Origin of the sequence: Pseudoalteromonas sp. APC 3355, assembly GCF_030407615.1 — a bacterium.
GTDB lineage: Bacteria > Pseudomonadota > Gammaproteobacteria > Enterobacterales > Alteromonadaceae > Pseudoalteromonas > Pseudoalteromonas distincta.
Genome location: NZ_JASDDB010000002.1, coordinates 109831 through 124538, shown reverse-complemented (window position 1 = coordinate 124538; position 14708 = coordinate 109831). Strand labels below are relative to the sequence as shown.

At 37.8% G+C, this 14708-nt stretch carries 14 protein-coding genes and 1 pseudogene; 6 read left to right on the top strand and 9 right to left on the bottom strand.

The features are described 5' to 3' along the window. Positions 1-12: 12 nt before the first annotated feature. The 3 genes from sodC to QMA08_RS03825 form a co-directional block, all read right to left on the bottom strand. On the bottom strand, positions 13-582 hold the full coding sequence (gene sodC / locus QMA08_RS03835) for a superoxide dismutase [Cu-Zn] SodC (protein WP_290173736.1): 570 nt from the start codon (positions 580-582) through the stop codon (positions 13-15). A 588-nt stretch (positions 583-1170) separates the two neighbouring features. Continuing rightward, positions 1171-1665, bottom strand: coding sequence for a general stress protein (locus QMA08_RS03830; RefSeq protein ID WP_002958042.1), 495 nt, complete (start codon positions 1663-1665; stop codon positions 1171-1173). A gap of 219 nt (positions 1666-1884) precedes the next feature. Then, a complete protein-coding gene (locus tag QMA08_RS03825) occupies positions 1885-3117 on the bottom strand; it encodes a cytochrome C (protein WP_290173735.1) in 1233 nt (410 codons plus the stop codon). A 350-nt stretch (positions 3118-3467) separates the two neighbouring features. Between QMA08_RS03825 and QMA08_RS03820 the strand changes: the two genes are divergently transcribed. The 3 genes from QMA08_RS03820 (at position 3468) to QMA08_RS03810 (ending at position 6008) form a co-directional block, all read left to right on the top strand. Then, complete coding sequence (locus tag QMA08_RS03820) at positions 3468-3710, top strand: DUF4235 domain-containing protein (protein WP_290173734.1); 243 nt, start codon at positions 3468-3470, stop codon at positions 3708-3710. A gap of 388 nt (positions 3711-4098) precedes the next feature. Further along, entirely contained in the window at positions 4099-4407 is a 309-nt protein-coding gene (locus QMA08_RS03815; protein WP_138488578.1) for a hypothetical protein, read from the top strand. A 557-nt stretch (positions 4408-4964) separates the two neighbouring features. After that, positions 4965-6008, top strand: coding sequence for an acyltransferase (locus tag QMA08_RS03810; protein ID WP_290173733.1), 1044 nt, complete (start codon positions 4965-4967; stop codon positions 6006-6008). Positions 6009-6199: 191 nt separating this feature from the next. Here the strand turns inward: QMA08_RS03810 and QMA08_RS03805 are convergent, their stop codons facing one another. After that, positions 6200-7720 carry a carotenoid oxygenase family protein gene (locus QMA08_RS03805; RefSeq protein WP_290173732.1) on the bottom strand — a complete coding sequence of 507 codons (1521 nt, stop codon included), beginning with the start codon at positions 7718-7720 and terminating at the stop codon, positions 6200-6202. Between the two features lie 10 nt (positions 7721-7730). Then, positions 7731-8150 (bottom strand): DUF2141 domain-containing protein, encoded by a 420-nt coding sequence (locus QMA08_RS03800; RefSeq protein ID WP_182694694.1) that lies wholly within the window; start codon positions 8148-8150, stop codon positions 7731-7733. A 147-nt stretch (positions 8151-8297) separates the two neighbouring features. Between QMA08_RS03800 and QMA08_RS03795 the strand changes: the two genes are divergently transcribed. Next, a complete protein-coding gene (locus QMA08_RS03795; protein ID WP_290173731.1) occupies positions 8298-9143 on the top strand; it encodes a LytTR family DNA-binding domain-containing protein in 846 nt (281 codons plus the stop codon). A 547-nt stretch (positions 9144-9690) separates the two neighbouring features. Then, entirely contained in the window at positions 9691-10839 is a 1149-nt protein-coding gene (locus QMA08_RS03790) for a hypothetical protein (RefSeq protein ID WP_290173730.1), read from the top strand. Positions 10840-11072: 233 nt separating this feature from the next. On the opposite strand, the gene QMA08_RS03785 is transcribed toward QMA08_RS03790, so the two are convergent. The 4 genes from QMA08_RS03785 to QMA08_RS03770 all read right to left on the bottom strand — a co-directional run bounded on the left by QMA08_RS03785 (position 11073) and on the right by QMA08_RS03770 (position 14076). Continuing rightward, the gene (locus tag QMA08_RS03785) at positions 11073-11966 is read right to left on the bottom strand and encodes an Abi family protein (protein WP_182738738.1); all 894 of its coding nucleotides are present in this window, start codon (positions 11964-11966) and stop codon (positions 11073-11075) included. Positions 11967-12337: 371 nt separating this feature from the next. Further along, a complete protein-coding gene (locus QMA08_RS03780) occupies positions 12338-12667 on the bottom strand; it encodes a hypothetical protein (RefSeq protein WP_182732795.1) in 330 nt (109 codons plus the stop codon). Between the two features lie 27 nt (positions 12668-12694). Beyond that, positions 12695-13054 (bottom strand): hypothetical protein, encoded by a 360-nt coding sequence (locus tag QMA08_RS03775; RefSeq protein WP_211014134.1) that lies wholly within the window; start codon positions 13052-13054, stop codon positions 12695-12697. Continuing rightward, entirely contained in the window at positions 13054-14076 is a 1023-nt protein-coding gene (locus tag QMA08_RS03770; RefSeq protein ID WP_182723928.1) for a hypothetical protein, read from the bottom strand. The genes QMA08_RS03775 and QMA08_RS03770 overlap by 1 nt, the downstream gene beginning before the upstream one ends. 296 nt (positions 14077-14372) lie before the next feature. Here QMA08_RS03770 and QMA08_RS03765 point away from each other — a divergent pair. After that, positions 14373-14633, top strand: a pseudogene (locus QMA08_RS03765) (hypothetical protein); the annotation flags it as partial. Between the last annotated feature and the right edge of the window lie 75 nt (positions 14634-14708).

Genomic DNA, 14708 nt, shown 5'->3' with positions numbered 1-14708 from the left:
TGCTCCTTTTATTTACTCAATTACGCCACAAGCAACACGTTTGCCACCGCCACCTAATGGCTTTGGCTTATCTGCATAGTTATCACTTCCTTCGTGAATCATTACTGCGTGTTGTTTAAGTTTTTCAAGCGTGAGCCTTGGCGCTAAAACAGGCGATTTAGCTTGGCCACTTTCATTTACATACAACGCCGGTAAATCGCCTAAATGGCCATCCCCCCAAGGAGCATCATGATGCTCACTAGCTTTTGGATCGAAATGCCCACCAGCGGCGCCCCCCGGCACAACTTTATCGCCTTTTTCCTTGGGTTCACAACTAGCAAATTGGTGAACATGAAAACCATGCTGCCCCGGTGTTAAACCTTTTAAACTTGGTGTAAAAACAACGCCGTTATCATTTTCTGTTAGTGTAATAGTACCTAGTGATTGCCCTTGGCCTGACTTAGTTACTTGGTGCATTTGAACTTTTACATTAGCCAGTGCGCTATTTTGTAGTAACACACCGGTAAGTAGTATCGCAAAAGCTGGTTTTAAAATGCGGGTTAAAGGTCTTTTAGCGTTTGAATCAAACTGCAAACAATTCATCGTCATCTCCTCGTTTAGTATCAAATTAATAAAGCAATAACGCTAAATTAAGCGACTATTAAACAAGTAGTTTCAATGTATATACCAGCCCTACGCGTAAACATGATTTTATGTATTATTTATTTTTAATTTATTGATTAAAAAGTAAATTTATAGTTTTTATTACGTTTAAATAAATAGCTAATTAATTAAAAAAACTGACTTTCATCCAAAAGTTAAGCAAAAACCAAGGCATATTTACAAACAGAATGGCAACTTTACAAAACTCATAAAAGAAGACTACCAACACTCCAACCCAAAAAGACAAGCCAAGTTAAAAAGTAGCTATTAAAAAGGCCGTTATTATATACGCGGTAGTCTCGAGAGTTGGTGTTGTTAGGGGGGCCTTACGACATGTAATAAAAAGCGCCTATCTAAATAAGTCTTTTCTATAATCAAAGCATGTTTAAAACCAATTTACTTATATATGGAGTTTATTTAATGACAAAAAATTACGTTAATATTTATGATTCCTCCGCCGTTAAAAACGAAAAAAAGGTGAAACTAAGTTTCACCTTTTTAATTAATTTTGAAACTAATTAGTTAGCGTTAAGCCGTAGAAACGTTACTTGCGCCTGCATTGTTGAGTATTTCTTCAATAGCGTTTTTGTTGTCACTATCGTACTTAACACCAATTAATATAGAGCCCTTTTCAATGGCATCTTCATAATACTTAATTTCGTGCTCAGGAATAAACGCACCAATTGCAGCACCTAAAGTACCGCCTACTGCGGCGCCTGCGCCACCAGCAGCAAATGCTGCGACTAATGGTCCGGCAACTAATAAGCCCGTACCACCTGTTGCTACAGTACCTACTGCAGTAAAACCGCCAATAATTGCTGCAAGAATACCACCTGAAGCCGCGCCTACAAGGCCACCTTCAGCGGCTTTTGTACCTTCGTCTACAGCAAAATCTTCCTTTGCGTATGAGTCGTTGGCTACAATGCTTATGTCAGCTTCATTAATACCTAAAGCTTCTAATCTATAAATTGCGAGTGTTGCTTGTGATGCACTTTCGAATAACCCAGTAATAACGGTACTCATAATAACTCCTTTATTTTATTTAAGAAAATACACTTACTACTAAGCAAAACCCAAACCAAAAATTTAACTATTAAAAATCAGTACCTTACACAAATGATTGTATCAATTTACTTATTTAAAAGGTAAAAGTTGCTAAGCTTTGTAAAAAACTCCTACCTAATATAAGAAAACTTACTAGTAAGCAGTACGCAGTACGCAGCTTTAACATAAAATAAATTATTACTTACTCCACGTAATTTCAGCTAATTGGTTGGTCGCTGTTTGATGAATGATCAACCCATTATTCCCCATGCGCATATGCCTAATTAAGCCAGAGTAGACTCCTTCTTTACTCGGAATTTGCCAGCTCTGCATAGTTTCGGTATTAAGGTCGAACCTTACTAAGGTTTCAGGACGCTTGGCTGACTCGTTAAACCAAATGGCGTTATCGGCATATTCAATTGCATACGGGTGACTGTTTTCACCACTGGGATTATCCCACTGCGTTATTTTACCGTTTTTGGGGTTATAGCGGCCAAGTTTACCCATGCCAGAGTTAACATAAAAAACCATATCGTCAGGCGTAATGGCTAATCGCCTAGTATGCGTTTTAGCGCCTGGGAGTTTAATCTCACTAAGCTCCATGGTATTTTTATCAACTTTAACCAAACAGTTACTACCATTACACGACACCCACGGCGAACCGTTTGAATCGAGCTTAATACCATATGGGCGTGAGCCTTTAGTGGGTAAAGTAGCCAATTGAATATCGCCAGTTGTAGGGTCTAGCTTGCCAATCATATTGCTATGCTGGAGGGTAAACCAAAATATTCCGGCTTCATCAAATACACCAGTATGCGGGTCGCGGGCATTTTTATTTGGCATTTTATACACTTTAAATTTTTCGGTTTTTAAGTCTAAATATCCAACCGTGCCATTTTTATTGCCTAAAAACCAAGGGGTTTGATTTTTATCAAGCGACACACTGTGCGCATAGGTACCACTTGGCAGTGTGTACTCTTTCATATCGCCGGTTTGAGGGTCTAACCTGCCTAAAATATTACCCCACTGGCCAACCCACCAAATAATGCCATTTTTACCTTGCACCGGATCGCGAGCGCGCTGCCCAAGCGTTGGCACTTGCCAGTACTTAAAGCTAAGCTTTAAATCGCCGGAAACAACCTTAGACTCGCGCTTAGTGTTTACAGGATAATGCTCCGCTAAATAAGCACTTATATCTTTATTAAGCGCGGTATCTGCGCCCGCATCAACCATATAGCTTATTAATGTTTGCCAGTCCTGCTGGCTATAACCCGCGCTGCGCTCAAGGTTAGTTAAACTATGGCAACTAGCACAAAGCTGCTCAACTACTAGCCCCTCATCCTTGCCATAAACAGATAGCGGTGCAAACAAAGTGCCCGACACAGCCATTACCAAAACGTATTTATTAAATAAAAATCGATTTTTACTCATAACGCCCTCCCTTGTTTTTTAATATTAAAGCATAGGGTGAAAGTGTTTACTATCTGTACAGCAATGAGTGCGATAAGCCGCCTAGAAGGTAAGTTAAATTGCAGAGTTAATATCTAAAAAGAAGATTTTGAGCAGAGTTGCGCACGCTCTACAATGGTTATTTAGCTTGTGTGTAAATGTGGTGAAAGTGTGATGTGAGTGTGGTTTTAAACGACTAATTTGCATAAAACAAGAACGCCCTAATTTAAAAGCGCCTCAGCCTATCGGTACGTAAATTGCTGTTATTAATATTCTTACTTAAAGAGTTATACATAAATAACGCTGCCGTTATTTATAAAAAGGAGAACATTATGAGTAATAAACAACTAATTACGACAATAGGTATAGGTCTCGCCGCTGCATCTGCAGGTATGTTAACAAGGAAAACTTTACAAAAATCGTGGGAAAAGGTTACCAACGAACCAGCTCCAAAAGATAGACCAAGCGAAGAAACAGATCTTAAAGAGGCCGTTACATGGGCAGTAGTCTCAGGTATTGGTGCGGGTGTTGCAAGAATGGCCGTACGCTACGTACTAGACAAGCGCCGCTCCTAATAAACCTACCCAATTAATACCTCTTATAAGTATTAAGCGTAATGTGGTGAGGCGCTAAAGGCGCCTTGCGACAACCACTCCCCAGTTGTCGCAAGCAACTTGGCAAAAGCCTAGGTTAAGGTTACTTAACTATTGAGCTAAAAAATATATTAATACCTAAATCGGAGTTCAGTGATGAAACTTAAAAAGTCGGATGGCACGGCTGCGCCGCTTATCCAACCTACATAGGTTGAAAAACTGGAGGTGCCTTGCAACATGACCCTTTATTTTAAGCAGATACACTCTATTAAACATTAACTCTCTTTCAAAGTTGTTGCCTGCCTACAAGCTTGCGTATAATGCACGCATTCCGGCTGCATTTTTTTAGCCGCTAACTTGGATTTTAATAATGAAAAAACTCTCTGCAGTGCAAATAAAACAGCAAGCGCTTGTACTTAATACTGCTGAAAAATTAGAAGAGCAAGGCCGCACTGAGCTACCTGGTATGTTGCAATGCTGGTTTGATGTGGAATATCACTTATTTCCAAGTTCACTACTGTTGTGTTTTCAGTTTGAAAACGAGCAAGCCTTAGCAGCCGCAGAGCCTGATTTATTAAAATGGCAAAAGCGTTTAAGCGGTGCAATGCTTAAAAAAGGCGTGATTTTAAAAGATATGCGTAAACATTTAGTGTTTACCTTAAAAGGGCCAGATGATTAAACTAGGCTTAAGTAATAGCAGGTAACCCTTAACTAATATCCACAGTAAAAAAACGTGGATATTGCCGCGCTCGTTTATAAATCGATATTTGAGTCTGTAATACGAGCAAAATCTGCTTGAGCTTATATAGCGGCAATCAATTACTCAACTTCTCATATTGCCCTAAGATCAACTGCTGATCTTTTTGTTCAGCAACCACAAACGAAAACACACAGTTGCCCTCTCCCCCATTCTTAAATCACTAATAACAACCTGTTTATTTTGTTGATAAACACCGTATAGTCCTTTGGTAAATCGTTTTAATAACACGGCTCGCTTTGTATCATTGAGCTTAGTTAGCAACGCGTTTTCTGTAGGTAAAATTGAATATCAATGTTTTAACTTCATCAAACACAGATACATAAACCTCAAGGTGGCATTTTGGCGATACATTTTAAGTAGTAATATTTACCTCGTTTAAATTTGTAAGCCCTGAATACGTATGTAGTGGGTATCTATCGCACCACCTGAGCAGTAACATAATTATAACGTATATTTAACGATAGATGACTCTGCCTATGTCTTCACATATTTATCATTTACAAGCCTTTAGAGGCATTGCGATCTTAAGTATTGTCGCAGCTCATGCGTGGTCATTTGCTATTTTTTGGACTGGCGATTTAGATTCTCTCGGTTTAAAAGCGCTGTTTTACTCAACTGAATTATTGTTTCACGGCAGCACACTATACTTCGCCATTATCTCGGGATTACTTTTCAGCAAAGTTTTACAGAATAAAGGATGGATTTCATTTTATAAGAGTAAAATACTAAATGTTGTTTTACCCTATGTTGCCGCAAGCACAATAGCGACAGCTGTGTACTGGCAATATTATCTTGCTGATGGTGCAGCAACCGATATATCGTTTATTATCACTGTCGCCACAAATCTAGTATCCGGAACCGCAGCTATTCAATTTTGGTACATACCGATTTTATTGGTACTTTTCATATTGACACCATTGCTAAATTTTGTGAATAAACGCGCGCCAAAGCTTATGCTTCTTTTTGCATGTGTGCCCTTAATTATATCTCGCAGCGCCTTTCCTGATTTTTTAAGCATGCAGAGTTTGGTGTATTTTTGTGGTGCATATTGTTTCGGAATGATAATAGGGAGTCATTACGAAAAGGCAATGGCTACGGTCAATCAATATAAAACGTGGTTAATCGCTTTTACTGCCTTAATCAGCGCAGCCATCCTTACCCAATATATTAATGAATATAAAGTAGGTGGGTGGTATTCATCCCGACAAACTCTTTTCTACATTCAAAAAATCTTAGCTTGTTTACTAATCTTAAAGTGGCTTCAAAATATTGAAACACGTCTACCCAAAGCCATATGCAACATTGGTGAATATTCGTTTTCTATTTATTTTTACCATGTGTTATTCGTTGGCTTTCTAATTATGGGCCTACAAGACTATATTCAAAGTCACCGAGATGCCTTCATTATTGGCTTATTAGGTATTGCAAATATGATTGTTGGAGTCGGTACAACAATGGCCCTCGCATGGCTAATAAAGAAACCAGTAGGGCGACACTCACGAAAGCTAATCGGCTCCTAACGTATTGTTACAATTAAATAAGGATTGCCGTGAATGCTTGTCGTTCAGATAAGAGTGTGTGGTTCCTCAAGGTTTGCTCCCTTTCGTTTACAATATGAAGTGAGTGTACTCACTCCACAAAGTGATTAAGGTCTGACATTCACAACACACTTAACAAAATAAAAGCAAACAACGTTATTTTTAATACTCTATTAAATAGGCATAAAATTCCCATGAAAACCAAGTGGTATTGAATGAGGCAGCCATGCCTTACAAACAGGGCCTTCACTCACCCTACTCGCTTTAAATATATTTACACAGGTGCGCTTTGAAGGCACGTGTAAAGCAGTGCCAACTAGGTAACCATTTCCTTCTTTTTGTGAGGTATCAACCACAATGTGCTCTTCTACTAGGTATTCTTTACCATATGTAAATATATCCTGTTTTCCTGTATTAGTATTAATAACACGCACAGAGTCACTCCACACATCACTTTCAATGGAGGATAATGTAACTAAAGTATCGTTTTTTAATCCCGTTAAATGATTATAAATACGAGGAAATTCACTCACCCCTGATAAGGTTTCTTTCTTAGTTTGGCCATTTTTATATAATGTAAAAAATGTTGTTTTAGCCGGCTCAGGATGATTAATCCTACCTTGCATAATATCACTCATATAATGCAAGTTATCTAAATTTGGATAAAGGCTAGCATCAAAGCGAATATTACCTTGCTGATCTTCCCACGCATTTCCAAAGTGAAAAGCAAATCCCGGTTCGAGGTTATATTCTCTTTTTAATGTCAGCGTTTCCTTATCAACAACGAGCACTCGCATTGGTAACTGTTTAGCAAAACTAATAGCGCCAAAAAATGTATTATTAGTTTTGTCTTGAATAATAGAAGGCAAAATAATAAGTAAGTGCTTATGAGTAACTAAGAAGTCGTGCAACATGCCGCCACGGTAATTCGTTTTTAAAATATTAACTTTTTGCGTAATCCCTTGTTTACTTAAATGGTACAACACAATATCGCCAGTAGTAGTGCTACCAAAATTCCAAATAGTGCCATCGGGATCTACCTTAGGGTGAGCTGAAAATGCCAACCCTTTTAAACTACGGCCATACTTAGTGTTTTTACCAAGATCAACCAACCCTTTTGTATTGAGCGTATTCGCGTCAAGTGCGGTTGCTGATCCGGCTTCCCAAAGAGCCCATAATTCACCATTTACTGGTAATACATTTATATTGGCTGTATTAATACTGTCAGGACCAGTAACTGAACGGCTATGCTTTAATTTGCTGTCGGGGCCTGAAAATAAAAACTTCTCTGCTTGCTGCTCTTGGATAAATTTATCTGTATTAACAAATTTTGCCTGATGGGTCACCCCCTCTTCAGAAAATGAAAACTGTTGCACCATGCCATCACCTTCAAATAAATGTGAATAGCGTTGCTCCTGCCTTTGATGTATTGCAGGACCGTTTCTATAAAATGCCCCTTTAAAATCAGCTGGTATTGCTCCTTCAATCATCAGTGTCTGCGGGGGGATATTTTGCTTTAATCCAACAAAGCCCTGTAAATTTGGATTGATTAATAAAGCCTTATTAAAGCTCTGCGCGTTCTGCTTTAATAAATCACCTTCGGCCGAAGATAAATTAGCAAAAGATGGTAGCGGAGCAACCGCTGCAGCAATAGATAAGCTAAATATATTTTTAAGTACCTCTCTGCGTTCCATATCGGTGCCCTCAATAGTTAATAGTAGAGTGAGTTTTAACAGGCTGTTGAGCAACCTTAAACGACATTTGTTCATAGCTTGGAGGACCAAAATTCACAATGGCGTTATTTGAAAAACCATATCCTTCAACTGGTAAGCCAAATAAGTTGGTATCCATGCTGCCATTGTTGTTTTCATCATGAAAATAGCGAATAGCGTAATCACCTGCTTCAATGTCGCTAAACTTAACACTAACAGTGCCCTCTTTTGCTTTTACTATCGTGGCACTATAAGGCTTATTACTTTTATAGCTTTGTTTACCTTTATACAGTTGTATGTATAGTTTTCCTTGATTATGCTGAATAGATTGAATATCAAATTGCACCGTTTGTGCCGATACAGGTACTATTACTAATGTAAGTGAAAGCGCTGAAAGCTGTAATAAGTTCATGGTATTTCCTACTCCTAATAAGTTAGATTGACGGAGCCCTCTTGGCTCGTTGAAATAACAATAAGGTTAACAACCAACACCTTCCACAGCGCTTTCGTAAGCTATACAGTAAACTTCGTAAAATAAGTAAAAAAACTAGGAGTTCAATTGACGAATCGTGAAATAAACCATATTAATCAGTATGTAAGAGGGAGCTGGGATAAAGGAAGTATTTTATCTGACTGCGTGGTTGTGGCTATTTTTGTGCTTTTTTTAACGTTTCTAAAACCATTTGGTATGCATGAAATTAGCTTTTTATACAGCGGAGCTTTTTGGACAATCATTTGCTTTAGCGGCTATGTAATTTACTCACCTACAATACAAATTTTATCCGTATGGTTGTTGAAATCCTTACCTCAGCCTTATAACAATGCAGCAATTAGGCTAATTATTTCAACACTCACGGCCAGTGCCATCATGGCTCTTTTGACCCCCTTAATCATTAACCTATTTTTTAACTCGCTTGAAAATTACTGGCAATCGCTCCCCATGTCTTTTTTTGCGTGTGTATTTATTGGCGGAGTTATTGCGGGTGTAAGTTCTATAAAAAGCATCTTAATACAACAAAATAAACAGTTACAGCAAAGTGAAAAAGCACTTACTGATGAGTCTGAAAAAATCGTAACTATTCAAAATCAACAAGTAAACGACCTAATCAACGAATTACCACTAGAAAAAAGAGGTCGATTAATTTGTCTACAAATGGACGACCATTACCTAAATATAGTTACAGATAAAGGCCAGCACCTATTACTTATACGGTTTAAAGATGCTTTATTAAAATTAGAAAATTACGATGGTTTTCAAACACACCGCTCTTGGTGGGTATCGCGAGAAGCAGTTGCTGCAAGTAAAAAAGAAGGCAGAAAACTTATACTTATTATGGAAAATGGTTTGGAAGTACCAGTATCACAAACCTATTTAGCAAACGCCAAAGCAGCTTTAAATATTTAGCTAAAAAAGAGCCTCTAGCAAACTATGGGAGTTCCACAGTTACTTAGTTATCAAAGTAACTTAGGCTTTATTAATAGTAGAGGCGTCTGTAGACAATTTTGTAAAACTTTTCGAGCTATCGCCCGACGCGCCAGCAAGCTAAGCGCCGACAACCAATAGCATTGGTATTTATCTGTAGCTGAATTTATTACATTGGCTATGCGTTGGCTTTCGCCTATCCCAAACCAACCAACAGTTGTTGCCCGTCTACAAGCTTTTGAATAATGCCCGCATCCCGACTCCACTTTTTAGCAGCTCGCTAATTTGCGATTTTATTAATAGAAAAACACTCTGCAGTGCAAATAAAACAGCAAGCGCTTGTACTCAATACTGCTGAAAAATAAGAAGAACAAGGCCGCACTGAGTTCCTTGGTATGTTGCAGTATTGAATTGTATAACAAACAACAAAAGCAAATTTCAGTCGATTCAACGTTAATTGGTTGCCCTAAGTTAGTAATAATAGGATAGTAAATTACACATAAAACAATAGCTTTATCTTAGGAGTATTATGATCAAAGTATTATTAGCGACCAGCTTAATTGCCTCTTCATTCGCTGCTTTAAGTAATCCTTTAACTGTTGAAGAACAGCGCATCAACAAAGCTCAATCAGCAATGCCAAATGTTTTAAAAGCATTTACCCCACAAGTATCAAGTTTTGAGCAACAATTTAAAGAATTAAACGACTTTAAAAGTGCAAAAGCATTAGTACAAAGCTTTAGCTTTGAACTGTGGGAAAACGCCAAACAACGCATAATAAAAACCAGTAACTACGACGACCGAGAGCTCTACTGGGCACGCCTGCTTTCAAGCAAAGTAATACGCACAACGTCACCTAAATTTTCAATTACGCAGGCTCAACTAAATACTTTACTAACCCTACTTGAAGAAGGCAGCAGAGGACGTACCGATCTTGCTTTTTCATCAGGCAGTACTAAAAAAATATTACTAACGGGCTTTGACCCTTTTTTACTCGATAAAAACATAAACCAAAGTAACCCCTCAGGTGTTGCGGCGTTATTACTCGACGGCCAAGTTATTAATTACAACGGCATAAGCGCAGAAATTAATACCGTTATGGTGCCTGTGCGCTACGAAGATTTTGATCAAGGCATAATAGAGTCGCTACTTGCCCCCTACTACGCACTTAATAATGTAGACATGGTAGTAACCGTAAGTATGGGCAGAACAGAATTTGATTTAGAGCGTTTCCCAGGTAAACGCCGCAGTGTAACCGCCCCCGATAATGCCAATATTGTATATGGCGGAACGCAAACAAGCCCAGTGATACCAAAGCTTAATGGCCGACCACTCCCGGGCAACGAGTTTGTAAAATTTAGCTTACCTGTAACTTACATGCAAAACGCCAAAGGCCCTTATAAAGTTATCGACAATCATGAAGTCACCACGCTTGAAAAAACCTATAAAGCGCCTTCGTACGGTGAGCTTAAAAATAGTATTGCGGTAAATGGCGGCGGTGGTGGTTACCTGTCTAACGAAATATCGTACCGAAGTATTCGCCTGCGCGATGCGCTTAATTCAAGTATACCTACAGGGCATATTCATACCCCACGTATACAACAGTTCGAACCCGAAACAGAAGCTAAAATAGTAAAACAAATAAAGGCAATGCTAGAGCAAAGCTTAGTAGCGCTATAGTTTAAAACTACCAATTTAAGCGCATAAAAAAGGGCAATAATATTGCCCTTTATTCTCATGCACTCTCCCACGGTTAATCACATGGTAAACGCATTCTTAAACTTTATTCGTCGTGGTCTAGACAGAGTAATTGACTTGATGAGCAATAAACTAAAAAGCTAGATATTTGATGTGTAATAAAAGTTTGGCGCCTTTGGTTTTACAGTTAACTGAGGGCTTAATTAGCTCTTAGTTTATTTAATGCTATTCCAGATAGGTAACATTTTCCAATTTTCAGGAAAGCCCATTTCGGTTACTTTAATATCATATGCCTCAATTAAGCTAGCTAGCTTTTGTTTCCAATGGTGGTTAGGGCTAATTAAATCCATAAAATAACCACACATAACGAGTGTGTTGTATAACTGTTTAGTTGTATCGCTAAAGCTATTAAGTAAAACACTGTCGCCATTTGTTGGCAGCTTCATCGTAAATGTAAAATCTCGGTTGTATAAGCGACTATGATGGGCACAGATATTACGTACCGTCGTTATGTGGTGTAAAAAAGATGAGAGTATTGTTTCTTTTACTTTATATGAATCTGCAATATCATTTTTTAGCGCTCGTCGCCCTATTGCATCATAACTTCTAGAAAGCCAGCCAAAACTCATTACTTCAGCAACAATCCAAATAGCGGGGGTTTCTTCATTATATTTCTGATTTTGCTTTTTTATATTTGTATCTGACGTTCGTTGAATTTCAGCACAAATATTACTAACAAAGTCATTATGGTTAAATTTAGAAGTGAATGCAGTAGGATCTAAGTGTGCATGTGAGCCATGCTTTTTTGCTAAATGATATGACCACTGAGTTCGCAGAGATACTTCTATTCGCTCAATGGCATCAAGTAGTAACAACCTTAACTCTCTATCAAAAGAATACAGATTTAACACTTGCTCAAACGTAGTACCAGACTTAAAAGTATGATTTTGATGATCTTCAATAAACGACCACCAATAAGTGCCTAGTCTGTAATAATTGATATGACTAAGATAAAAGGCTGCTGCTTCTTTATCATTAATTACTAGCCCACGCTCTTCAAGTAAGTCGACTTGCTTTGCAAATGTTATGGGGGCTTTAGGGAACTGCATGAAGGCTAAATCCTTTTACCATGCTATAGAAATAATTAACCCCTCGCAGGGCGCTGAGCTTACGGGTAGCGGGAGGGGTGTTGTTACGTGTAATTATAGAGCTTAAAAGTATAATTTCAAGATATTTATAGCTTGGGCTGATACTGGCGCTAAACAGTGACTCAGGCGAAAGCCAAGGGCATTAATTTATATGGCGTTTTTTTCAATATTCACACCAATCGACGTCATTACTAGGTGCGTAGCCATATTTAAATTGAGTTTAAATAATAAGAACGCTTGGTTTTGAATAAAAAATCTAGAAAAAACAGCTACCTGCTTGACCGGAACTTTCTAATGGGTGATCCCTCTGGTTTTTCTATAGCCTAAAGTCATTATTCAAAAAATAATGTAGATAAAAACATTAAAAGTACGCAAAGCATAAAAATTACAAAATACACTTTAAATAGTATCGAGGCTTGAGCTGGCACCTTATTTCTATCACTTAATAAATTATAACATTTTGCATACCAATCAAATAAAAATACACTGCCATAATGAAGTAAACCATGGAGCACCATAAAAATATTTAGGGAATAATAGCGGTTTCCTGACTCTAAAATATCTTCAACTGTTCTGAGCTTTTTCTCTTTTAAATAAAAGGTTAAAGGTAAAATAATGATAAAAATGACACCTAGGCCAACACCGAAAAATATCAAATCCATTATTTAATCAACAAAGAAGAAAAACAGTCAATCTAAACCCAAATATGCAATAAGGCATGCTAATAAAAACATAGAGCTAAATATTATAAATAAAATATAATAAAGCTTAAACCACACCTGTAAATTTTTCGGGACCTCTTTTCTTTTTTCTATTACTTTATAACGTCTTGCATACCAGTCGAATAGAAATATAGAACCATAGTGTAATGCTCCGCTACCAGCAGTTATGATATTTAATGAATAAAAACGGTTTCCATCATCTAGAGCATCCTCTATCAGACGTGTTTTTTTATCTTTTATAGCTATTAATATTGGTAATATTAAAAAAAAGAAAAGACCCGCAGATGTAAGAAATAGAGTTAAGAACCACAATTTAATAGGCTCCATTACTTTTCAACAACCTCATATATTAACTCGCCAGCAACCCCTCCAGCATGGCCTCCACCAAAACCTCCAAGTACACCACCTGTTCCACCCGCTACGATACCACACCACAAAAGGCTCGTTCCTCCGGATGGTAAACCAAAAACTACACTACATAATGTATAGGACCCAAGATAGCCTAACGCTGCACCTCCTAAAACTGCACCTCCAGCTTTGCCTGTCTCAACATACTTAGCCTTAGTACAAGCTTGCTCATTTCCTTCTGTGCATGCTTTTACAATATTTGCACTTGCCTCGACACCTGTCAGCGCAATCCCAACATACCCAACTCTTTTCAGGTTTTTGGCCATATTGGCTACTGTTTTATAGTTTTGGGCAAATTCAGGAATACTTTTAGCCATCCCACCTTGTTGTTGCCAATGATGTATCATGCTTTTAGAGCTTAATCCTAAATTTCGCCTTATATCACCCGCCACTAAACTTCCGCCTAAGGCTGGCTGAGCAAAGCGGCTTAGGGCTGTATCTAAACGAGTAAAAAGAAGTTTGCGCCTATGGAAAAACTGTTGGTTATTTAAATTGCCATGCGCATTGTATTGATTAACATATGTCTTTTCTAACTCCTTTAAAATCGCTTTAACTTGCCCAACGTGTGAATTCCAAGAGTTGTTAGCAACACCTAAATACAACCCATTATACTTAGCGACATTACTAAGCAGCTCATAACGCTTAGAAAGTATTTCTTTTTCATGCTCATCGAGCTCTCTTAGCTTTTTATCTACTTCAAGAGCTGAAGCCTGAAATTGCTGTTCTAGCTCAGTGCACTCCATTGTATTGATTGGCGATATCAACACGATCTGCCCTGGCTTTGCATAGCCATCAACAATATGTGAGTTTACAAATTTAAAGTGTTTAAATGTCTTTTCAGAAGGGGTGTTATAAAGTGCGATTATTAAAGCATCTATACTCATTCGCTTTTCTACAATATGAATCGCGTAGTCGTTTGGTACTAAGAATTGATCAGTCATATTCGCTCCTTGCGTTATTAATTACTCTAAAAAGCATACTACATCATGTAGTTTTTTTACATATCTCAATGCTTACATATATTAAAAAATGAATCAATAAAACACCCTAGGATAATTAGAAATACAATCTATAAAAATTATATTAATTTGTACAAAGGAGATGAGAGCTGTTCACGTCATTAAACAATACGAATGCACTTCAATATTAAAGCAAAGGCTTGCTTGATCAATGCAGTATAAAAAACATCTAAAATCGTCATCACTCAAGAAGGTATTTTCACACCCTATTCCAATGTTCATCGCATGATAAAACCTATAAAGCCGGTTTGTAGTGGTACGGCGAGCTTAAAAATAGTATTGCGGTTAATGGCGGCGGCGGTGGTTACCTATCTAACGAAATATCGTACCGAAGTATTCGCCTGCGCAATGCGCTTAATTCAAGTATACCTACAGGGCATATTCATACTCCACGAATACAATAATTCGAACCTGAAACAGAAGCTAAAATAGTAAAACAAATAAAGGCAATGCTAGAGCAAAGCTTAGTAGCGCTATAGTTTAAAACTACCAATTTAAGCGCATAAAAAAGGGCAATAATATTGCCCTTTTATAACCCGCATTAAGCAAAGTGT

What these genes read in the sequence shown, in the direction of transcription:
- QMA08_RS03815 (WP_138488578.1), top strand. Translation starts at nt 4,099, where the DNA reads ATGAAAAAACTCTCTGCAGTGCAAATAAAACAGCAAGCGCTTGTACTT.
- QMA08_RS03800 (WP_182694694.1), bottom strand. Translation starts at nt 8,150, where the DNA reads ATGAACTTATTACAGCTTTCAGCGCTTTCACTTACATTAGTAATAGTA.
- QMA08_RS03775 (WP_211014134.1), bottom strand. Translation starts at nt 13,054, where the DNA reads ATGGAGCCTATTAAATTGTGGTTCTTAACTCTATTTCTTACATCTGCG.
- QMA08_RS03825 (WP_290173735.1), bottom strand. Translation starts at nt 3,117, where the DNA reads ATGAGTAAAAATCGATTTTTATTTAATAAATACGTTTTGGTAATGGCT.
- QMA08_RS03810 (WP_290173733.1), top strand. Translation starts at nt 4,965, where the DNA reads ATGTCTTCACATATTTATCATTTACAAGCCTTTAGAGGCATTGCGATC.
- QMA08_RS03785 (WP_182738738.1), bottom strand. Translation starts at nt 11,966, where the DNA reads ATGCAGTTCCCTAAAGCCCCCATAACATTTGCAAAGCAAGTCGACTTA.
- sodC (WP_290173736.1), bottom strand. Translation starts at nt 582, where the DNA reads ATGAATTGTTTGCAGTTTGATTCAAACGCTAAAAGACCTTTAACCCGC.
- QMA08_RS03770 (WP_182723928.1), bottom strand. Translation starts at nt 14,076, where the DNA reads ATGACTGATCAATTCTTAGTACCAAACGACTACGCGATTCATATTGTA.
- QMA08_RS03805 (WP_290173732.1), bottom strand. Translation starts at nt 7,720, where the DNA reads ATGGAACGCAGAGAGGTACTTAAAAATATATTTAGCTTATCTATTGCT.
- QMA08_RS03830 (WP_002958042.1), bottom strand. Translation starts at nt 1,665, where the DNA reads ATGAGTACCGTTATTACTGGGTTATTCGAAAGTGCATCACAAGCAACA.
- QMA08_RS03790 (WP_290173730.1), top strand. Translation starts at nt 9,691, where the DNA reads ATGATCAAAGTATTATTAGCGACCAGCTTAATTGCCTCTTCATTCGCT.
- QMA08_RS03820 (WP_290173734.1), top strand. Translation starts at nt 3,468, where the DNA reads ATGAGTAATAAACAACTAATTACGACAATAGGTATAGGTCTCGCCGCT.
- QMA08_RS03780 (WP_182732795.1), bottom strand. Translation starts at nt 12,667, where the DNA reads ATGGATTTGATATTTTTCGGTGTTGGCCTAGGTGTCATTTTTATCATT.